Annotated in this window: 17 protein-coding genes; 5 read left to right on the top strand and 12 right to left on the bottom strand. The window is 34.4% G+C overall.

Going from position 1 to position 21,027, the window contains the following annotated elements; genetic code table 11:
* Positions 1-24: 24 nt before the first annotated feature.
* The 4 genes from murC to AC5LWL_RS07395 form a co-directional block, all read right to left on the bottom strand.
* A complete protein-coding gene (gene murC, locus AC5LWL_RS07410) occupies positions 25-1,323 on the bottom strand; it encodes a UDP-N-acetylmuramate--L-alanine ligase (RefSeq protein WP_493433711.1) in 1,299 nt (432 codons plus the stop codon).
* 365 nt (positions 1,324-1,688) lie between these two features.
* Positions 1,689-4,259, bottom strand: a complete 2,571-nt coding sequence (locus AC5LWL_RS07405; protein WP_493433710.1) for a DNA translocase FtsK — start codon at positions 4,257-4,259, stop codon at positions 1,689-1,691.
* Positions 4,260-4,582: 323 nt separating this feature from the next.
* A complete protein-coding gene (locus AC5LWL_RS07400; protein ID WP_493436561.1) occupies positions 4,583-5,377 on the bottom strand; it encodes a DUF1444 domain-containing protein in 795 nt (264 codons plus the stop codon).
* Between the two features lie 562 nt (positions 5,378-5,939).
* Positions 5,940-6,257 carry a thioredoxin family protein gene (locus AC5LWL_RS07395; RefSeq protein ID WP_493433709.1) on the bottom strand — a complete coding sequence of 106 codons (318 nt, stop codon included), beginning with the start codon at positions 6,255-6,257 and terminating at the stop codon, positions 5,940-5,942.
* Between the two features lie 304 nt (positions 6,258-6,561).
* Between AC5LWL_RS07395 and AC5LWL_RS07390 the strand changes: the two genes are divergently transcribed.
* On the top strand, positions 6,562-8,658 hold the full coding sequence (locus tag AC5LWL_RS07390) for a methyl-accepting chemotaxis protein (protein WP_493433708.1): 2,097 nt from the start codon (positions 6,562-6,564) through the stop codon (positions 8,656-8,658).
* Positions 8,659-8,973: 315 nt separating this feature from the next.
* Here the strand turns inward: AC5LWL_RS07390 and AC5LWL_RS07385 are convergent, their stop codons facing one another.
* Positions 8,974-9,492, bottom strand: coding sequence for a DUF84 family protein (locus AC5LWL_RS07385; RefSeq protein WP_493433707.1), 519 nt, complete (start codon positions 9,490-9,492; stop codon positions 8,974-8,976).
* Positions 9,493-9,544: 52 nt separating this feature from the next.
* Positions 9,545-10,615: a M42 family metallopeptidase gene (locus AC5LWL_RS07380; protein WP_493433706.1), complete on the bottom strand. Its 1,071-nt coding sequence runs from the start codon at positions 10,613-10,615 to the stop codon at positions 9,545-9,547.
* Between the two features lie 288 nt (positions 10,616-10,903).
* Between AC5LWL_RS07380 and AC5LWL_RS07375 the strand changes: the two genes are divergently transcribed.
* Complete coding sequence (locus AC5LWL_RS07375) at positions 10,904-11,221, top strand: hypothetical protein (protein WP_493433705.1); 318 nt, start codon at positions 10,904-10,906, stop codon at positions 11,219-11,221.
* 248 nt (positions 11,222-11,469) lie between these two features.
* Here the strand turns inward: AC5LWL_RS07375 and trmB are convergent, their stop codons facing one another.
* Positions 11,470-12,108, bottom strand: a complete 639-nt coding sequence (trmB, locus tag AC5LWL_RS07370) for a tRNA (guanosine(46)-N7)-methyltransferase TrmB (RefSeq protein WP_493433704.1) — start codon at positions 12,106-12,108, stop codon at positions 11,470-11,472.
* Between the two features lie 276 nt (positions 12,109-12,384).
* Here trmB and AC5LWL_RS07365 point away from each other — a divergent pair, with 276 nt between their 5' ends.
* A complete protein-coding gene (locus AC5LWL_RS07365; RefSeq protein ID WP_493433703.1) occupies positions 12,385-12,663 on the top strand; it encodes a YtzH-like family protein in 279 nt (92 codons plus the stop codon).
* Here the strand turns inward: AC5LWL_RS07365 and AC5LWL_RS07360 are convergent, their stop codons facing one another.
* The 4 genes from AC5LWL_RS07360 to thpR all read right to left on the bottom strand — a co-directional run bounded on the left by AC5LWL_RS07360 (position 12,664) and on the right by thpR (position 17,661).
* Positions 12,664-13,437 (bottom strand): phosphotransferase, encoded by a 774-nt coding sequence (locus AC5LWL_RS07360; RefSeq protein ID WP_493433702.1) that lies wholly within the window; start codon positions 13,435-13,437, stop codon positions 12,664-12,666.
* 422 nt (positions 13,438-13,859) lie between these two features.
* Positions 13,860-16,004: a type I pullulanase gene (gene pulA, locus AC5LWL_RS07355; protein ID WP_493433701.1), complete on the bottom strand. Its 2,145-nt coding sequence runs from the start codon at positions 16,002-16,004 to the stop codon at positions 13,860-13,862.
* Positions 16,005-16,084: 80 nt separating this feature from the next.
* Positions 16,085-17,068 (bottom strand): nuclease-related domain-containing protein, encoded by a 984-nt coding sequence (locus AC5LWL_RS07350; protein WP_493433700.1) that lies wholly within the window; start codon positions 17,066-17,068, stop codon positions 16,085-16,087.
* 32 nt (positions 17,069-17,100) lie between these two features.
* Positions 17,101-17,661, bottom strand: a complete 561-nt coding sequence (thpR, locus tag AC5LWL_RS07345; protein WP_493433699.1) for an RNA 2',3'-cyclic phosphodiesterase — start codon at positions 17,659-17,661, stop codon at positions 17,101-17,103.
* Positions 17,662-18,246: 585 nt separating this feature from the next.
* Between thpR and cysK the strand changes: the two genes are divergently transcribed.
* Entirely contained in the window at positions 18,247-19,173 is a 927-nt protein-coding gene (cysK, locus tag AC5LWL_RS07340) for a cysteine synthase A (RefSeq protein WP_493433698.1), read from the top strand.
* Between the two features lie 496 nt (positions 19,174-19,669).
* Here cysK and tnpA read toward each other — a convergent pair whose 3' ends face one another.
* The gene (gene tnpA / locus AC5LWL_RS07335) at positions 19,670-20,101 is read right to left on the bottom strand and encodes an IS200/IS605 family transposase (RefSeq protein ID WP_493433697.1); all 432 of its coding nucleotides are present in this window, start codon (positions 20,099-20,101) and stop codon (positions 19,670-19,672) included.
* 116 nt (positions 20,102-20,217) lie between these two features.
* On the opposite strand from tnpA, the gene AC5LWL_RS07330 reads away from it, so the two are divergent.
* Positions 20,218-20,883: a vWA domain-containing protein gene (locus tag AC5LWL_RS07330; RefSeq protein WP_493433696.1), complete on the top strand. Its 666-nt coding sequence runs from the start codon at positions 20,218-20,220 to the stop codon at positions 20,881-20,883.
* Positions 20,884-21,027 lie beyond the last annotated feature (144 nt).

Here is a 21,027-nt window from a genome sequence, read left to right as displayed (position 1 = left end):
TATGCAAATGAATATATCGTTTCTTTATACAAGAGACTTTTCATAGGCTTCTTGAAATTTTTGTATATCTCCAGCCCCCATAAAGATAACAACTCCATCTTCATGTGTTTTTAACGACTCAATCGTATTTTCAGAAATAATATTGCTTCCTGGAATTTTCCCAGCTAAATCTTGAATGCTTAATTTCCCATGATTTTCTCTGGCAGAACCAAATATTTCACATAAATAAACGGAATCTGCTAAATTTAAGCTATTGGCAAACTCATTTAAAAAGGTTTGTGTTCTTGAAAATGTGTGTGGTTGAAATACCGCCACGATTTCCCGTTCAGGATACTTTTGTCTTGCCGCCTCTATCGTTGCCTTTATTTCTGTAGGATGATGGGCGTAATCATCAATTACAACTTGTGATCCTATGACTTTTTCCGAGAATCTGCGTTTAACACCCTCGAAGGACAATAATCTTTCTTTCACAATGTCGGCATCCAAGTTTTCATAATGACTTAATGCAATAACAGAAAGTGCATTTAATATATTATGGTCTCCGAAAGATGGAATAGAAAAAGTATTATAATACGTATTGCGTACGTACACTTCAAATGTTGTACCTTCAGTCGTTTTCACTACATTTCTTGCCTGAAAATCATTTTCATCATCAAATCCATAAAAAACAACTGGAACTTTTGCTTGAATCTTTTGAAGCTGCTCATCATCTCCACATGCAAAAATACCTTTATTTACTTGCCATGCCATCTCTTGAAATGCCGAAAAAACATCATCAACATTCGCGAAGTAATCTGGATGATCAAAGTCAATATTGGTCATAATTGCATAGTCCGGAAAATAGGAAAGAAAATGCCTTCTGTATTCACATGCTTCAAATGCAAAATATTCTGCACCCTCTATGCCTTTTCCCGTGCCATCTCCAATTAAATAAGCAGTTGGCTTTGCACCTTTAATTACATGTGAAAGTAATCCGGTTGTAGATGTCTTCCCATGTGCACCAGTTACAGCAATACTTGTAAACTGCTTCATAAAATCCCCTAAAAAACGGTGATAACGAATAACAGGAAGGCCTAATTTCATTGCCTCCTCTACTTCTTCATGCGTATCTGGAAAAGCATTTCCCACTATTACATTCATGCCTGGTTTTATATTTTCTTTTTGAAATGGAAGTATGGTTATCCCAGATTGTTCTAAAGCTACTTGTGTAAAAAAAGTCTTTTCCACATCAGACCCCTGTACTTGTAAACCCATATCATGCAGAATTTGTGCTAAAGCACTCATTCCTGACCCTTTTATACCTACGAAGTGGTAAATAGTCATTTAAAGAACCTCCAACTATCGTATATCTTTTAAACAGTATATGACACCAAACTTTATTTTGCTCATAGCATCCAACTCGCTATGTTCCTCTACTCGTTGCTTGCAACAAGAGAATATTTAACTTTTTTTTCCTTCTGCATTCACATTTATTCATTATACCATCTTTTATTAAGAAAAACTATGTAACAATGATATTCCTAATTGAATTTACTTTAATGCCAAAGCTGCTCCTATATATACGGTATTTATTCTGACACTTTACAAGCTTTTCCTAATCCAGTCAATATGCTGAGATGATTATCCATTTATTAAGATCCTAATCCAAATATCTTATAATGGAATGAATAGTCTTGTAAATATTTTCATTAAGCATTTTCTTGAAAATGGATTAACTCTACTTCGGTAATTAAAACATCACGAGGTTTCGTTCCTTTTGCTTCCGAAATAAACGCTTGTTTTTCCATCATATCGATTAGTCTGGCTGCACGATTATATCCGATTTTAAATCTTCTCTGCAGGCTGGAAGTGGAAGCTCCGCCTTGCTCGATAATAAATTCACATGCTTCATAAAATAATTCATCTTCTTCTTCTGTCATTTGTACTTTTTTCAGAAGTTCTTCTTGTTCAAATAAAAACTCAGGTTTTTGTTCGTTGCGAACATGGTGAACGACATCATCAATTTCTTCATCAGAGACAAACGTTCCTTGTAATCGAACAGGTTTCGATGTGCCATTTTCTAAAAACAGCATATCCCCCTTACCTAATAGTTTCTCTGCTCCGCTTATATCAATAACCGTTCTTGAATCAATTTGAGAAGAAACAGAGAAAGCAATACGAGTTGGTACATTCGCTTTAATTAAACCCGTAATAACATCTACAGAAGGTCTTTGTGTGGCAATAAGTAAATGGATGCCGCAGGCCCTTGCCTTTTGTGCAATCCTGCTGATCGCCTCTTCCACATCTGCTGGAGCCATCATCATTAAATCCGCTAACTCATCAATAACAATCACAATATAAGGGAGTTTATTAGCATAACGCTTATGGTCTTCTGCCAATTGATTGAATTTCGTTATATCCCGAACGCCTGAATGTGCTAGAAGTTCATATCTACGCTCCATTTCTTCAACCGCCCATTTTAGCGCAGCAGTCGCAGCCTTAACATCCGTAATAACCGGACTTGCTAAATGAGGAATATGATTAAAGGGAGCAAGTTCTACCATTTTTGGATCAATCAATAAGAGTTTTAATTCTTCTGGCTTTGATTTATATAACAAACTAACAAGCATTGTATTAATACATACACTTTTTCCAGAACCTGTTGCTCCTGCGATAAGTCCATGAGGCATTTTTCTTAAATCAGTAACAATCGGCTTACCCGAAATATCCAACCCTAACGCAACGGTTAAAGGGGACGCTGATTCTTTAAATTCCTCACTCTTTATAATTTCACTAATTAATACTGGTCTGCTCGAATGATTAGGAACTTCGATACCAATTGTGTGTTTTCCAGGAATAGGCGCCTCTATCCGAATATCTTTAGCAGCTAAACTAAGTTTTAAATCATCTGATAGATTGGTAATTTTACTTACTTTCACCCCAGGTTCAGGCTGCACTTCATATCTTGTAACAGAAGGTCCTTGTGTTACATTCACTACTTTGGCTTGTACATTAAAATTGGTTAAAGTAACATTTAGAACTTTCTTCTGTTCCTGTATCCAATCTGCGTTCTCCACATCCAGAATTGGCGGCTGCAACAAATCCATAGATGGAAAAGCATAATAAGGAATATCCTTCTCTTCCTTCTCTGCTATCTTGTTTTCTGCAATTGGGGCTTTTTGTTCTAGAGAAGTTTCTTTACTCTGCTCTGACTTCTTTTTTATGTATTGTCTGTCTTTATTTAACATAAGAACATTAAATGGCAAAGGGCCTCGTTTAGAAGAAGCTTGTTTCGGTTTTGACTCCTCACCAATTGGATCACTCTCTTCCTCTTCATTATGGGAAGAGTGAACCTTATCTTTTGTTTCCAAAGGATACTCCTGTTCTCCGTCCCCTATTATCTCCACTTCTATTTGTTCTTGCTTGCATATTTCTTCTGAAACATCTTCTAACGCGGAGATTTCCTTTTGGTTCTCTTCTACAACAGCTGCAGTTTCCTTTTGGTTCTCTTCTATAATAGATGCAGATTCCTTTTGGCTCTCTACAGCATCTTGCAGTAATTCGGTTTCTTCTATGAAGAAAGTATCTTGTATTCCCTCTGCTGCTTTCCATTCTTCTTGATAATCAGCTGCAGTCCATTCTAAGTTTTTCTGTTCATCATCAGCATCAGCTTCATATGGCTTATTTTCTTCTTGCTGATTAAGTGACACTCTATCTTCCATTTCTAATCCTTCAGATGTTCTCTCATCAAATAACAGCAGATTTTCTTCTCGTTTCGTTTTATCTATTTTCTCTATTTGTCGATCTTCGGTAGTAGAAACAATGTTTTTTATATGCAGGTCTAATTCTTTATTTTCTTTTTTAACCGGTCTATTATACCCATATATTGGAGATGGTGTTTCTGTGAGGCGAAATGGCTTTTTCGCTTTCGTAACACTCTCTTGTGGAGCAGTATATTGTTGATTTTCCTCTTTATCTTGTTTTGTTTGAACCAGATTTGATTGGTTTAGCTGCTTTGATGCTCGATATATTTCTTTGTTCGGTTCTATTGTATATTCTCTTTGTTTTTTTTCTCTTCTTGCTTCCTGTTTTTCATTATCTGGGATAACTGGAAACCGAAACTTGCCTTTTGGGTATTGATAAATAACCTTTGAATCCATCTCTTTCTTCCGATCATTAGAAACATTTGGTTTATGTTCTTCTGTAAAAGATTCCACTTGGTCCATTTCATTCTGATTATCTTTTAATATCTGCTTTACTACTTTCTTGAACCAATTCACTTAATATCACTCTTTCTTTACATTCTCTTTCCTATTTTACCAATATTACTAGGCAATTAACTATTGGTTTTGCCTTCTTTCTTTATCCTACCATATTTTTATGCGTTTTTTTTCAATCCTCATAAAAATACAAAAAAGGTAACTTACCATAAGAATAACAAAAAACTAGTATGCCTCTTTCATAGAATACTGCTCTCCATGAAACACAACTAATTTTGTTAAACAAATATCGTAAGTCACCCTCATTTTAGTTCTTTTTTATTGCATTCTGTTTTCATTCCGAAGTATTTTAAGCATCTTTTTCATTAAAATTTATAGACATTTTATTTTTTTTTATTTTTCCCAAGAATAAATATTGGTTCAAGATTTCCTTCCTCATATAAAAAGGATAAGGCGGTTATCGGAACCCTTCCACTAGCAAAAAAGCTCATGTTCATTTGGGCTAAAATATCGTAGCCTGTTTCATTTTTAATATCAGCAATAATCAATACATCCTGGTGAGGGACAGCCAATGCCATCGTTCCTTCTACTTTTTCACTCATTCCCTTTAAAAAAGCATCATTTAGTATTCTACTTGCATCATATCCATCATGGCTATTAAGAAAATAAAAAGTATTGCCTGCAACAGTATCTTCTTTTAATACAGTCGGTAATGAGCGCACGTTAAATAACGCGATTTCCTTCATTCGATGATGTTCCCATCCTTCTTTTTGCATTATCTGTTCATCAAGCAGCCTGTATGTTGTACCCATATCTAATGCATAAAAAATCCTCGTCTCTGCTGTGTGTTCATCAGTCACAAAAGGGATTTCTTCATTTGAATGAACAGGGAAAGACGTCGAACGAATGACCGGAAAAATATTCTTTTCCTTTCCTTTTAATTCGATATCCTTTTCGATTGCCGTTAGACCTTGCTCAATATAATAAACAACTTCATCAATAGCCTTTTCTTTTTCTACTTCCCATTTTGCGATAATCCCAGGAAGCGTTACTGTTACACCCTTTCCGGATACTTTACTCTCAATGCGAATTTGATCTTTTTTCGAATCAAACCGAAAAATCCTATCATCTGATTGCAACCTTGTTTTTAATAAATCCTTCATTTTACTACTATTCATTTTCATCTATGCACCATTCCCCTTTATAAGTTGGTGTCTAATAATCTTAGTTTTAAGATTTTCCATTCATTTGCACCATTATTAGAATAATTCTTGCCTATATTTATTAAAAGCTCTTGCTTATTATAATGGCTATATCATTTGTTTTCAAAGAGAAGGAAATTAGAAAAGCGCAAGCGCCTTGTTTAGCCCCGAAGAAAAATGTTCTCTTGACTCAAAAAGTGTTCTTTACTTTTAGAGGCAAGACTCACAGAGGCTAGGCGCTGGAGCTAGACATTAGAAAAGCGCAAGCGCCTTGTTTAGCCCCGAAGAAAAATGTTCTCTTGACTCAAAAAGTGTTCTTTACTTTTAGAGGCAAGAGGCAATACTCACAGGGGCTAGGCGCTGGAGCTAGACATTTTAAAAGCGCAAGCGGCATAAGTTTATCAATACTAGTCAATAAAAAAAAGCAATACGATTACGTACTGCTCTTTTATCCGTATAAAGCACAGATAGCCAATCAACCTCAAGTCTTATAAACCTCAGACATCCTCTATTTTATAGAATGACAAAGAGAAGCGTTTTACGATAATGAATCAATAAATTTTTCTATCTCTTCTTGTGTTTTTCTATCCTTGCTTACGAAGCGGCCTAACTCTTTACCATTTTCATAAGCAATAAAACTTGGAATTCCAAAAACATCTAGCTCTATACATGTATCAATAAATTTATCTCGATCAATATAGATAAACTCATAATCGCTATACTTTTGTTCAATCTCCGGTATAATTGGTTCAATAAAACGACAGTCTCCACACCAGTTAGCTGAAAATAGAAAAATATGTTTTTGTTTGCTGTTTTGTAATTCCTTTAACTCTTCTTGCGATTGCAACTCCTTCAATTTCATTTCCTCCCTGTGCATCTAATTATTAGTGCGTGTAGTTTGATAGTAACAAATTTATTTCCGTTATCCTAATAAAATGCTTAATCCTGCCTTGCTCATTTACCTACCAAATCACCCTTGTACTATCTAGTATATTCTTCCCGTTTTATTCTATTTTTTAAAACTATCTAACAATTAATGTTAGTTAATTTGACACAATATTTCAATTTTTTCCAACAAGACTATTGTACTAATGATTTTTTCTATTTATAATTAATTAACTATTCTTTTTATTTAAAAAACATTTTAGAGGGAGGACAGGATGCACACGATAAAAAGAAAATTATATTTTATTTTAAGTATGACAATTGTTGGTCTTCTCTTATTGTTATCATTCACTTTTATCCTTAATAAGCTTCAATCAAATAATAGACAAAAGGAGTCAGTACTACAATCCCTAGTAGATAAAAGCGATGAAATTAAAACGCTCATTTTACAGACAAGATTATATGAAAAGGATTATTTACTTCATCCCGATTATACAAATGTTGAATTAGTCAATACAAATGTTTCCCGAATATTGGAATTAACAAGGGATAATGACAAAAGTGAGATTGTATCCACAAAAATGAATAATCAATTTAAGGAAATAGCTGACCTAACAAATGCTTACCAAAAAAGTTTTATCGAGTTATCAGATATGTATGAAGCAATCGGCTATGATTCTTACGAAGGACTTAGAGGAGATATAGAAAACTCCGTCAAAGAACTTTCCTCCATCTCTAATTTTTCTAAAAATCAAAATATACAGAATGAATTAGAACAGATAAATAAATTAAAAGATCTATATATCACCACGAGAATGGAAGTGTTTTATAACGACTTTTTAAAAAGCAGCAACAAATTAACAAATAATGTTACTACAAATGATCAATTAAATGAAAATATGAAAACTTCCATTAGTAATGGTTTAAAAAAATATCAAAATTATATAAGCGTTATTCATACTTCCTATATTCAAACAGAATCTTACTTAACTTCTTTTGATGCTCAATCCGGAGCAATTGAAACCGTAATTATGACACTGGATAAAACGGCGTCAACCGAAAAAGAGACACTGCTTGCTCAAGTAAAAAAACAAAATACTATATACCTATCAATAATCATAACTGTGAGCGTTGTTCTTATCTTCACCTTATCTATCATTGGCTTTTTACTATTAAAAAATATCACAAAATCAATCAGTTTGTTAGAATCAGGAGCAAAAAAAATTGGTGCAGGAAATTTTTCTTATCGTGTTCCAATTGTTACAGCCGACGAAATGGGCAATCTCGCCAAAACATTTAATCTTATGGCAGAAAAAGTTCAAAAAAGCTTTCTTTTTATATTAAATACTGGAGATAAACTGCAGGAATCTTCTCAACATTTAGCAGCTATCTCAGAAGAAACAACTGCGCAAGCAAATGAAGTAAATTCTGCGATTCAACAAGTAGCCGTAGGCGCAACCGAACAAGCACATCAATTAGACAAATCGTTGAATATTCTACAAGAGGTAAATCTTGCTATATCACAAACCGGAGCATGGAGCAAAGAAATAGCTGCACATGCCAATCTAACAGAAAAAGAGAGTATAAATGGATTAAAAACCATTAAAGACCTTCAAACTGTGTCTGATCAATTTTTGTTATTAGCAAATAATTTAACAGAAAAAGTAACAATCTCTACAAAACAATCTCAAAATATTTCAAGTATTGTTGATACCATTCAAAACATTGCCGAAAATACAAATTTACTCGCATTAAATGCTGCAATTGAAGCTGCAAGAGCAGGTGAAAATGGAAAAGGCTTTTCTGTTGTAGCAGCCGAGGTAAGAAAATTAGCTGAAAGATCAAAACAGGAAGCACAACAGATTCATTTACTAGTGCAGGAAATGCAAGTTCAAATGGAAGAACTGAAACAAGATGCTGTAACAATTAATCAGTATAAAGATCAACAAAGTAATTCTGTGTTTTCTACAAAACAGGCATTTGAAAACATTGCAGAATTAATCGCCAATATCAATCACAAAATCGTCACTATAAATAGCGCTGTTTCAAAAGTGGAAAATTCCAATATTTCATTAACAGAAAGCATGAATGAAGTACATGAAGTTTCCCAAACTGCTGCTGCAGCTACAGAAGAAGTTTCTGCTTCTAGCGACACACAATTAGACGCAATCTCTAAAGTAACCATTGCAGCAACAGATCTTCACCAAATTGCCAATGAGCTGCATAACGAAGTAAACCAATTTCAGTTAAAAACAAATTCCACCATCTCTGAAAAAACAAAAGTTGCACCAATCCCAAAAAAGAAGCCGCGCCTCTTATCAAATATAAAACAAGCGATTTCTAACAAGAACAAGACCATATCAGAAAAGTAACAAATAAAGTAGACAACCACATAAACAAATTCGCATCATGACACATGAAAAAAAGCAGCTTTCTATTTTGTTTTATGAACTAAGTTTGAATCAGGGAGCAGTCAGAATACACGAAGACTCCCGCGGGAATGCGAGAAAGACGAGACCCCACAGCGTAGCGAGGAGGCTCGTAGATGAGCCCGCAGGAAAGCGAAGTGTATGCTGGCTGCGGACTATTCGAGAGTACCTCTTTTCAGGGTAGTCCAGCGACAAATACAAATAAAGCGAGTAAGCATAAGAGATCATTCCCCTTCCACTTACCCGCACATCTTTTATTCATATCCTTTGTTCATTATATTCATACTGCCCAATCAATACATGAAGAACATGTAAAAACATCGCACTCCTAGATACTTTGCCATTCGTCAAAATGCCAATAGCACCTTCATTATGCCGAACATTAAGCTTTTTAGCATATCGATCAATTATATCCCCTAACTCTCCACCTGCCAATAAATCACTTTCCAATTCCTTTGGCAATAGCAATCTTGCTCCTCCACCTGTAAAAATATGCCCTTCCTTTGTAGCAAGAGCTCCCCAATTGCATAAGTAAATGCCTTCTTTTGCAGGCTGCACTCCGCCTTCTAGACCAATTCCAATATCTCCATGCCCTTCCATTACTGCTCCTTTTGCCCGATTCACCGCTCCACGAATCGTTTCTTCATCAGAAAAAGGCTGGTCACTTACACAGGAAGATATATCGAGTGGAAGAAACTCAGCTTCCTTATTGAATTGAAATCCTTCCTTAACAGCAGCTATTTTTGCAGGATTTTTTGTTCCAATACATATTTTCATTTCCTTACCTCATCATCTCTTTATTATCTGTCTACTCGCTGATAGAAAATTTTCACATCGATAAAATAGAATTAACCGTTGTCTTATCTGTTGATTTCACAAGGTTCACTACTAATTCTTTTGCAGCTGCATAATCATCAATATGAATAATAGAAGCACTTGTATGCACATATCTAGAGCAAATTCCAATTACAGTACTTGGTACCCCTTCATTGGAAATGTGGACTCTTCCTGCGTCAGTGCCACCTGGAGAAACAAAATACTGATAGGCGATATTATTGGTTTCTGCTGTATCTAAAACAAATTCCCTTATTCCTTTATGAGTTACCATCGTGCGGTCATATATGCGTAAGAGTGCACCTTTTCCAAGCTGGCCAAACTGATTTTTATCTCCTGATGTATCATTTGCAGGGCTAGCATCTAAAGCATAAAATATATCTGGTTTAATCATATTTGCCGCAGTTTGAGCACCACGAAGTCCTACCTCTTCTTGAACAGTTGCTCCTGAGTATAAATTATTCGGTACTTCTATCCCTTGAAGTTCTTTCAGTAGTTCAATCGCAAGTCCACATCCATAACGGTTATCCCATGCTTTTGCCATAATTTTCTTTTTATTCGCCAACGGAGTAAAAGGACAGATTGGCAAAATGGCTTGCCCAGGTTTAATTCCAATTGATAAAGCATCCTCTTTATCGTCTGCACCAATATCAATTAACATATTTTTAATTTCCATTGGTTTATTTCGCTGCTCTTCATCCAAAAGATGAGGAGGTATGGATGCAATCACACCAATAATCGGGCCTTTTTCAGTCATTATTTGTACTCGTTGTGCTAATAAAACTTGATTCCACCATCCGCCTAATGGCTGAAATCGAAGCATGCCATTATCTGTTATAGAAGTTATCATAAATCCAACTTCATCCATATGACCTGCAACCATTACCGTTGGATCCTCTGATTTCCCTTTTTTAACTCCAAAAATACTACCAAGTTTATCTTGAATAATTTCATCACTATATTGACTTAATTGTTCGCGCATAAATTTACGAACAGCATGCTCATTCCCAGCGGCACCAGGCAATTCTGTTAATGTTCGAAATAAATTTAACGTCTCTTCATTCATTTTTCTCTTCCTTCTTTCCTAACAATTTTTATTATGTAGTCAGTTAAACCTTTGGTTTACTAAAAAGGTACTATTTTTTAGTGTCCCTAATTAAGTTATACTTTATTTTACCGAAATATTAAAAAGCATGCCACCATTTCCTTTTTCAATTATAATTCATCTGCTTTTCCTGATATAAAACTAAGCTAATTACATGTTCTCAAGAAAAACATATAAAAACTAGTCGGATTATTTTTACTTGTTCCATTAGTTTGGCTATAATGACAGAAGGGAAATGGAGGGAATTCGATGAATTGGAAGTTATTTTTAGCAGGAATTGGCGTGGGAGCGGTGACTGCTTTTATGGCAACAGACACTGCTGCAAAAAATCATGCACTTTCTAGTGATCATGTATTAAATATTGTAAAAAAACAATTCAAAAAGCAAGGATCCATTACTGGGTCTTGGATTAATATGCAAAAAGAAAAATTTGAGTATGAAAATGCCATCTACTATATATATAAAGGAGGCATTACAACCGAAAAACAAGAAAAAAAGGAACTGGTTGAATTTATTGCCGACAGTAAAACGGGAAAAATTCTTGATTCTAATCTAATAAACATTTAGCATTTTTTAAAATTATCACATGCAGCGCTAAAAGAGATATCTCATTTGATATCTCCTCCTGATTTTCCTATTTATGCCTTCACATACTTTCTCTAAATATTCCCAATCAATTATAGCTGCTATTTGTCACCATTATTTTTTTCAAATTCCCCATTTTTATTCCATGTATGCTCCTCTCCTTTGTAAAAAAAGCAGGTATCTTTAAGTAGATACCCGCCCGTCTAGTGAACATTTTCCATTCTCTTTATTTAGCGAAATTGAACTTCACAACGATAAATTCTGTTACCTTTATTGGAAAATTTCTCTTCGTATTCTGTCATAATATTGCCTTCATAATCACTTTGATGAAGATCCAAGCTAATATATTTCAACAACAAGCCATATTCAGAAAAACTTCTTAATGAGTACTCAAATAAACCTTGATTATCTGTTTTAAAATGAATTTCTCCATTTTCCATTAATATTTCTTCATATGTGTTTAGAAATGTTTTATACGTTAACCTTCTTTTTTCATGTCTCGTTTTTGGCCACGGATCAGAGAAATTCAAATAAACTCGATTTACTTCTCCAGCAGCAAAAAATGTTGTTAAATCAGCTGCATTGCTATTCATTAGTTTAACATTCGGAACATTCGCTTCAATTAGCTGATCCAATGCCGATACAATGACACTTTCCTGTAATTCAATCCCAATATAATTAATCGATGGATTTGCTTTAGCCATTTCACTGATAAAACGGCCTTTTCCTGTTCCAATCTCTATATGAATGGGCCCGTCTTGTTCAAAAATATGATGCCATTTCCCTTTATTTTCTTCAGGAGATTGGACAACATACTGAGGATATGAACTTAACTTGTCTTTCGCCCATGGCTTATGTCTTAATCGCATTTTGACACTCCTTCTTCACTTATCGTTCAAACAATAACATGCTTCAACTTTTCATGCAAGTCTCTTTTTTCATACGATTATTCCTTTATAATCATCAACTCAAAATACAAATAATAATAAATTCACAATAATTTCCGATTTTTGAGGAAAGGATAAAATTACAAACAATAAAAGAAGTATAAAGAAAAAAAGAATTCACAACCTATAAGTGAATTCCTTAACTGGTATTTGAAATTGCAACCCGTCTTATATGACCTGCAGAAAGGGTGTTAAAGCATGCCAATCAATCATGAAGATCAACTAAATTTATTAACGGATATATTAAATAATCACCAATCTGATTGTTGTGGATCTGTTTCTGAATGTGAACAACTAGAAAGACTCATTACTTCTTTAAAAGTAAATGGAAATATCGACCAAAACATCCTTCCAATTCTGGAAGAAATTCATCAGTACAGTCAAAAAGGAATTCAATCTGCCAATATTAATAATCATATTGGCTCCCATCAAGAGCAGCTATCACAATGGGTTGATAATATTAATGGATTGTCTTAATCAATCCATATCCTTTAAAAACTGAATCCATTTTTCCATTTCTGTATAGCGTGCTTTCTTTTTGTACCATTGGATGGAATTTAGTGTTTGGGCAACAACATACCATTTCATTCTTAGCAGTAATTGCTCATTAAGTTCATATCCATATTTAGTTAACCAATCTTTCCAATTTTCCTTTGGAATATACCAATACAGCAGCATGCCTAGATCAATGGCAGGATCTGCAATCATGGCACCATCCCAATCAATTAAATACAACTGGTTGTCTTCAGACAGCAACCAGTTGTTATGATTTACATCACAGTGACAAACAACATGTTCATCGTTATTAGTAGAAGGTATATTCTCTTCTAAATAACGGATTGATTCGCTAATGATAGCGTATTTTAAAAGTTCTTCATCTAACTCTGCTTTAATTACTGCAAAAATCATACTTGGAAGTAGAGACGTTTTGCCAAGTCTTTTTAACATTTCTAATAAAGGTTTAGATGTGTGAATTTTTTTTAACAGCATCGCTACCCGATCATCTGTCATATCAGAATGACCATACTCTCTGCCAATAAGCCACTGTTGAGCTGTAAATACATCTCCATTTTCAAATCTCTTTGTCCAAACAAGTTTTGGGACAATTCCTTCTGCAGACAATACGGCTAAGAAAGGAGATGAGTTTCGCTTTAAAAATAATTTTTGCCCTTTGTTTTGAGCAAAAAAAGCTTCACCTGTTTCTCCGCCTGCAGGGGTTATTTCCCAATCTTGTCCTAATAAATGTTCCAAAATTGTTCACCTACTATATATTATGCTCCCTAATTGATAGGTTAAGGAATCCCTGTTTGAATCTTTTGTACCCTATGTTGTAGGAAGAACAAACAAAAATGGCGTATCTAATATTAAAAACCATGAAAGTCTAGAAATTTTCTACATTCTAAACTATCTTTTATAAAAATAATTTCCAATTAAATAATAAACAGATTTTTAAGTAAATCAAATAGTAAAAATAATAATTATAGAAAAAATTTGATTCATTCATTTATAAAAGTAAAAATAGCTATTCCAATCAGTAACTGACAACAATAGCTATCACTTTAAATATTATCTCTTATTTCATTTTATAGTCAAGTGAATCTGACATTTAATATTATTTTTCAAAAATTTCTTTTATTTATATCCACTAAATCTTATAAAAAGTAAGAAGAAGTTTATAATTTTCCAATTAATGTAACACTGATAGGAAATATTGTTATTTGTTCATCCATTTCCAAACCATTATCTTGGTAAACCATGTCATCTTCTATTAGTTTCTTCCACGTTCCAGATGGCAAAGGACAATGGATTTGTTTATCAGTTGCATTAATATAAATAATCAGTGTTTTCCATAAGCCAAACTTCTCTATATTTTCTAATCTGTATTCAATGATCCCTTCCGAGAGATACTGCATTTTTATATGCTTCCGTATCTGTACTGCTGTTTGCATACGAAATGCGCTATTCGTTTTTCTAAGTGCAATAATTTTTTTTATATATTCTACATTTTTATTGTAATTCACCATACGATCCCAATCTAACTGATTTATCTCATCTGGTGATTGATAACTATTTTCCACTCCTTGTTTTGTTCGAAAAAATTCTTGCCCACTATGTAAAAAGGGAATTCCCTGGCTAAGAAGTACAAGTGTGGTCGCTAACCGATGTTTTTTTTGCTTGATTTCTTCCCTCATTTCAGGAAAGCAAACAGTAATTTTATCCCATAGTGTATGATTGTCATGTGACTCTACATAATTAACCGATTGATCCGGTTCATTAAATAGACCATCATCAGCATGCAGCAACCCTATGCTTCCTGCTAATAATTCAGGTATATTTTGTTCGTTTCCACCTAATGCATATCCTTTATGATCTAATTGAAACGTGCTCCCTTTTATCTTATCTCGAAATTGATCATTAAATTGGCCAATGTGAGGCAGCTCTTTTTGGTTAAGGATAATTGCCTTTTGCTTTTCTGGCAAGGCGGTTTGCAGGTTCCATCCTTCCCCAATTATTAAGAAATTAGGATCATACTCGGCACAAAGCTTTCGAACTTGTTTCATTGTTTCAATATCTAAAATACCCATTAGATCAAACCGCAGGCCGTCAACCTGATATTCTTGTAACCAAAAACGCACAGAATCCACAATAAACCGTCTTACCATCAATCGTTCTGAAGCAATATCATTTCCTACTCCTGTTCCGTTTGAAGGAATACCAAAGGAATCATAACGAAAAAAGTATCCAGGAACTATTTTCTCAAAAGAAGATTCTTCCTTTTTGTAAACATGGTTATATACTACATCTATAATGACTCTTATCCCTTGCCGTTGAACTGCCTGAATCAAAGTTTTTAATTCACTAATTCTCGTATAAGGATTATGTGGATCTAAAGAATAGCTGCCGTCTGGTACATTATAATGGGATGGATTATATCCCCAATTATATTTTTTTACTTCTTCTAATTCATCTACCTCTTCAAAATCATGTACAGGAAGAAGTTCAAGATGTGTCACACCCAGTTCTTTTACATAGGAAAGTCCTGTTTTTTCTCCAGTGTCTGTCGATGTATGAAGTTCAGCCGCTCCCACATATGTTCCCTTTTTCTCCACCCCGCTATTTGCATGAATGGTAAAATCTCTTATATGTGTTTCATAAATAATACTATCCACTGCATGTGCCAATGGAGGCAGGTTGGGCTTTATACATTTTGTTTTTTTTATATCAACAATTGCACCTCTCAAGCCATTAGCACTAACTGCAACTGCGTATGGATCAACCGCTTCTCTCCATTCTAAATTTATTAGAACAAGATAACTGTAATAATAACCTTCCAGATTTTCTGAAATGGAAGTTACCCATACCCCTTTTTCTTTTCGTATCATTTCTATTTCTTTTCTTTTATCAACTGTTTTTTCAGGATCTTGGATTATTAATTTAACTTGCTGTGCAGTTGGGGCCCATAAAGAGAAATCGGCTTTATCCACAGTATAATTTACACCTAATGAACCAGAATAATAAAACAGCTTATCAAATTCTTTTGTTCGTATAACCGCTCCTATTTGCAAGTCTGTTTTTCCATTATATTCATCTTCTACTATATATCCTTTCCCTATTTCAACAGGAACAGGGACTTTACATATATATTTAATAAAGTCTTTTATACTTTCTTTCGATTCGATAGATAATGATATTTTTTTCTTATCATTCACAAGAAAAAAATAATTTGATTCACCATGGTGATAGGTATCGGGAAGCAAGATTGTAATAATCGTTAATTCATCTAAATAAGCAAAAAATTCACGCTTTATCGATAACAACAGCCTTCAACTCCTTCAAATTTAACAAACAACTTGTATGATAATCCTTCTGTTTCAACAGGAGCAGCTCCATCTCTACCTTACTCTTCCTTTGTATCCCATTCATATCGTCTCATGCAAGTGGTTAAGCAATGCCGCAACAGGCTTTCGGCTGTTTTTAACTGAATCGCTTTTAATGGCGAGCGATTATTGCGCATTGTTTGGAACCAATCCTCGTAATTGCGTTTTTCGATAATTTTTAAATCATAAGGTGCCATTGGGTAATCAATGTAGCCATTTCTAGTCAAAATTGCCTTTTTTATAGGGAAATCAATTTCATGCATCTTCATTATTTTTTTAATCACTTTTTCTGTTCGATTAATTGATATGACTGGACTCAGGATTTTTTTTTCTTTATCTTTTCTTTTTTTCGTCCAAAATTTTTCATTTGAGCCGACAAAGACAGAGGATTCTTCCGCCTCCAATAATGTTATGCACCATACTTCCGTCGGTGTAATAATAATGGTATCTAATTCAATAGGAGCATTTTGCAGCAAAAAAACTGGTTGATAAAGCACCAAATATGTATCTGGAAATCGCTGCAAATAATATTTTAATACTTCATCATAGTAGAATGCTTTTTTCACAACGGATTTTTCAGTTAAGGTAGAGCTTGCCCATTTCATTTGAAATTGTAAAAGTTGATTCAAAAATTGAACTTTTAATTCTTCTATATTTTTTGGAGTTAAATAATAATTTGGTTTATAATCAAATGCAAGTTCATCTTCTTCTACTATCTCTATTGATTCTTTTTTTATTTCTAAATGCGCTTCTAACTCATCGTCTTTTTTATTTTTTTGCATTATTCCCTTTAATTTTGTAAAAAAAGAAGATTTTTCTTCCAGCCATTCTTCTTCATGTAGACCTTCCTCTTCCAAAAAGGAAGGTGAATGTTGTCCCATCTCAAATGCTTTTTTTATTCCTTCCCATTTTTGCTTTTTTAAGCGGACAAATCTTGATGGATAGAGAATAATATTCTGTTCATAACGTGAGATATAATCTTTTAATTTGACTAACTGTGCCAAACCGTATCCCCCTTTTTAGCCACCTTCCTTTTTTAAAAGTGGAAGGTATAAATTGCCTCGTATTTCGGTTCTTTCTCTAGATGTGTTTGGAATAATTGAATAGTTTTCACTTCAAATTCTATTTTTCTCTCTAAAAATAGGGTCTCTGACTCTTTCATATACTCCCGAAAATCGCTTCCTTCCCATTTTCTTGCTAAAGTAATATGAGGATGAAAGCTTCTTGTTTCTAACTGATATCCTGCCTTTTTACATTCCTCAAATACATGATTTCTAAGCGTATGTAAATGGTTTGCTTTCTTTAAACCTAGCCAAAATATTTTTGGTTTTGCAACATTTCCAAAAATGCCTAATTTATCTATTTGAAGCTTAAATGGTTGTTCTGACTGTATTTGTTTGGTTAACAGATGGATTAAAGTATGCAGTTGTTCTAGGGAAGAAGATCCTAAGAAAGCAAGGGTCAAGTGATAATCTAATGGATGAACCCATTTTTGAAAGGAAAAAGAAGATTGTAGTCTTTCTTTTTCTTCTTTTATTATTCCTTTCAATTCTGCTGGTAAATTCACTGCGATAAAATAGTGAGGTTGTATCGACATATAAACACCTTTTCTTTTTTTAGGTTTTTGGCTCTCCCGATGAGTCCCACAGCCTGCATACACTTCGCTTTCCTGTTGGCGAGCGTCGAGCCTCCTCGTTTCACTGCGGGGTCTCGTCTTTCTCGCATTCCCACGGCAGTCTTCGTGTATTCCTCCTGCTCCCTGCTTCAACACCAATAAATTCAAGAGAGCTGCCTCTTTTCATGTGTGGTAATGCAAAAATTATGAGATTATAAAAAGATATTTTTAACATATATGATTGCATGATAATTCCATTTGTATGATAAAAATAGTTATATGACTATTAAGGTAAGCACTTTTTTCGCTATAATGCTATTATATATCCTTTATCCACTATTTTAATCCTTTTAGACTGCTTTATTTTTTTAAGCTGTTTTCTATAGAATTGTCGTTTTGGAAAAAAAGTATCTGGCGTGTATTTAGTCCATTTATATGAGTAATTTGATTTTAATTTTAGTTGTTTTTCTGCTATTCGTCCATTTTTGGATATTTTTTAGTTATCATTCAATTTTCCGAAATATCCTTTATATTAAAAATAATCTTGTAAAAGAAAAGGAGCTTCTGATGAAAATTTTTGAAAATATTTCACAGCTTATCGGCAATACACCGTTAGTAAAGCTAAACTCCATTGGAAAGAATGAAGGGGCAACTATTTATGCGAAGCTCGAATATTTTAATCCAAGCAGAAGCGTCAAAGATCGTGCTGCCTATTATATGATTGCTGAAGCTGAAAAAACTGGCAAATTAAGTCCTGGTGCAACAATTATTGAACCAACAAGCGGCAATACCGGTATTGGCCTCGCTATGAATGCTGCCGTTAAAGGCTATCGGGCTATTCTTGTTATGCCTGATACGATGACAAAGGAAAGAATAAATATTTTAAAAGCATATGGTGCTGAGGTTGTTCTAACTCCTGGTGAAGAAAAAATGCCAGGTTCTATCAAAAAAGCTTTACAGCTAGCTGAATCGATTCCAAACAGTTTTGTTCCTATGCAGTTTAATAATATCCACAATCCAGATGCACATCGGCATACAACTGCCGTAGAAATTATTGACGCAATGAAGCAATTAAAGAAACCGTTGGCAGCCTTTGTTGCAACAGCAGGGACGGGTGGGACAATAACAGGAACTGGAGAAGTGTTAAAGGCCGCTTATCCAGAACTTGCCGTGCATGTGGTGGAGCCTGCTGGATCGCCTGTATTATCCGGTGGAAAACCAGGAAAGCATAAACTAGTTGGTACGAGCCCAGGGTTTATTCCAGAAATCTTAAATCAAAACGTATATGATAAGATTCATTTAATTAAAGATGAAGAGGCGTATGAATATACAAAAAGACTGGCAAGAGAGGAAGGGATTTTAGCAGGTCCTTCTTCAGGGGCAGCTTGCTTTGCCGCAGCAGAAGTTGCTAAAACATTATCAAGTGAAGATATTGTCATTTTTATAGTATGTGATACAGGCGAAAGATATTTGTCGAGTGATGTATTTTGTTAAAAACAATCTAACTCAGAGACAACTATACAATTAAATTTAACACCATGACACTTAAAAGTAGCTTTCTTAAGTCTATAAGCAAGGAGCAGCCGGAATACGCGAAGGCTCCTGTGGGAAGCCTCCGTAAGTAGCAACAAGACGGATCAAGCGTAGCCTGCAGGAAAGCGAAGTGTATGATGACTGCGGACTTAATTAAGACCGCCTATTTTCAGAGTGGACAAAAAGATAGAACGAACACAGTAAAACCATTTATCATACACATCTATTCATTTACTATTTGAATTTTCAGAATTATACCCTTTTTATTTACAAAAAAAAATAGTAAACTATTATTATCAACCTAGTAAAAAAGAAATTCTTCATGATGATTGAATGTTTAAACGACCACCTACTAAAGTAGGTGGATTTGGACATAAATGTCGACGACTAAAGTCGTAAACTAAGACTGAAGTCTTCTGAAAGACCTTAAGCTAAAGCGTACTCACCATGACTAAACTCATTCTTCAATCCTGAATATATCGTCCTTCCCTTCATTAAATTGATTAGCAATATAATTTCTTATCGTTTCTTCATCCACTGTTCCTACAGTGGCACAAAAATAGCCCCTTGCCCATAAGTGTTGACCCCAATATTTCTTTTTCAACTCAGGGAACTGGTCTTGAAGAAGCCTTGATGATCTCCCTTTGAGGTACTGCATGATTTTACTTGGGGCCATGCTCGGTGGACAAGATAACAATAAGTGGATGTGATCTTTTCCAACACTTCCTTGCAAGATGGTGATTCCTCTTGCTTCATATCCTTGCCTGATTAATTCTCGTGTTCTTACTGCAATCGGACCATGTAATACCTTATATCTATATTTTGTCACCCATATCACATGAAATTTAATATCATACACTGCATGACCATTTTTTCGATATCCGTCCATACTTTCACCTCACCTTTTTAGTATGGACATCGAAAGGCAAGGCTAAAAGCTTATACCGTCTAAAGACGGTGGAGTTAGACCACACATTTGTAAATTAAATAAGGAGTGTTAAATACATGAGTATTCAATTATTAAAAAAATCAGCCACTATTGTTTTGGAAAAAAAGAAGTTGCAGCATGTTAAAGCAAGAGTTGGTCTAATATTGGACATTTCTGGTTCCATGCGCTCCCTTTATAAGAATGGAACCGTTCAAAAAGTTGTAGAACGAATCTTAGCAGTAGCAAGTCAATTTGACGATGATGGTTCCCTTGATGTATGGGTCTATGATAATGAATTTTCCCGTTTAAAACCTGTTACTGAATTAGATTTCCCCAACTATGTAAATACTTACATATTAAATAATCCACTTATACATAAATTTGGACGCAATGATGAACCTCCCGTAATGGAAGATGTTATTGCAAAATACACAATAGAAGATCCAAGCAAAGACCCTGCTTTTATTGTATTTATTAATGATGGGGGATGTAAACGAACCATTAAAAAACCAGTTGTTTCTTCTTCTGACAAAGCTATTTTTTGGCAATTCGTCGGCATAGGACAAAGCAATTTTGAAGTATTAGAAAAACTGGATACAATGGAAGGACGCTATGTAGATAACGCAAATTTTTTTCCTATTGAAAATATAGAAAAAATTCATGATCATGAACTATATGATCAATTATTAAATGAATTTCCACAATGGTTAGAAGAAGCAAAAGAAAAGAATATACTTGTATAAGAAAAATGCGGGATGCTTTGAAATGCTTGTTCTCATGACTCCAGAAGCAGTAGACACCGATCTGTCAGAAACTGATCCATTCATGCCTCTCCTTATCTTAAAGAAAAAGAGCGTACTTCAGCAGCTTATTACAGCCTGCTACAT

This window comes from Niallia sp. WK069_GA_01, assembly GCF_983173855.1.
Note: the sequence above shows the minus strand (reverse complement) of the source record. Positions and strands in the feature narration are given on the sequence as shown.

Excerpts from the sequence above, each read along its gene's own strand:
- AC5LWL_RS07380 (WP_493433706.1), bottom strand. The coding sequence starts at position 10,615 with ATGAATGAAGAGACGTTAAATTTATTTCGAACATTAACAGAATTGCCT.
- AC5LWL_RS07330 (WP_493433696.1), top strand. The coding sequence starts at position 20,218 with ATGAGTATTCAATTATTAAAAAAATCAGCCACTATTGTTTTGGAAAAA.
- AC5LWL_RS07390 (WP_493433708.1), top strand. The coding sequence starts at position 6,562 with ATGCACACGATAAAAAGAAAATTATATTTTATTTTAAGTATGACAATT.
- AC5LWL_RS07385 (WP_493433707.1), bottom strand. The coding sequence starts at position 9,492 with ATGAAAATATGTATTGGAACAAAAAATCCTGCAAAAATAGCTGCTGTT.
- AC5LWL_RS07375 (WP_493433705.1), top strand. The coding sequence starts at position 10,904 with ATGAATTGGAAGTTATTTTTAGCAGGAATTGGCGTGGGAGCGGTGACT.
- AC5LWL_RS07400 (WP_493436561.1), bottom strand. The coding sequence starts at position 5,377 with ATGAATAGTAGTAAAATGAAGGATTTATTAAAAACAAGGTTGCAATCA.
- thpR (WP_493433699.1), bottom strand. The coding sequence starts at position 17,661 with ATGTCGATACAACCTCACTATTTTATCGCAGTGAATTTACCAGCAGAA.
- murC (WP_493433711.1), bottom strand. The coding sequence starts at position 1,323 with ATGACTATTTACCACTTCGTAGGTATAAAAGGGTCAGGAATGAGTGCT.
- cysK (WP_493433698.1), top strand. The coding sequence starts at position 18,247 with ATGAAAATTTTTGAAAATATTTCACAGCTTATCGGCAATACACCGTTA.
- tnpA (WP_493433697.1), bottom strand. The coding sequence starts at position 20,101 with ATGGACGGATATCGAAAAAATGGTCATGCAGTGTATGATATTAAATTT.
- trmB (WP_493433704.1), bottom strand. The coding sequence starts at position 12,108 with ATGCGATTAAGACATAAGCCATGGGCGAAAGACAAGTTAAGTTCATAT.
- AC5LWL_RS07365 (WP_493433703.1), top strand. The coding sequence starts at position 12,385 with ATGCCAATCAATCATGAAGATCAACTAAATTTATTAACGGATATATTA.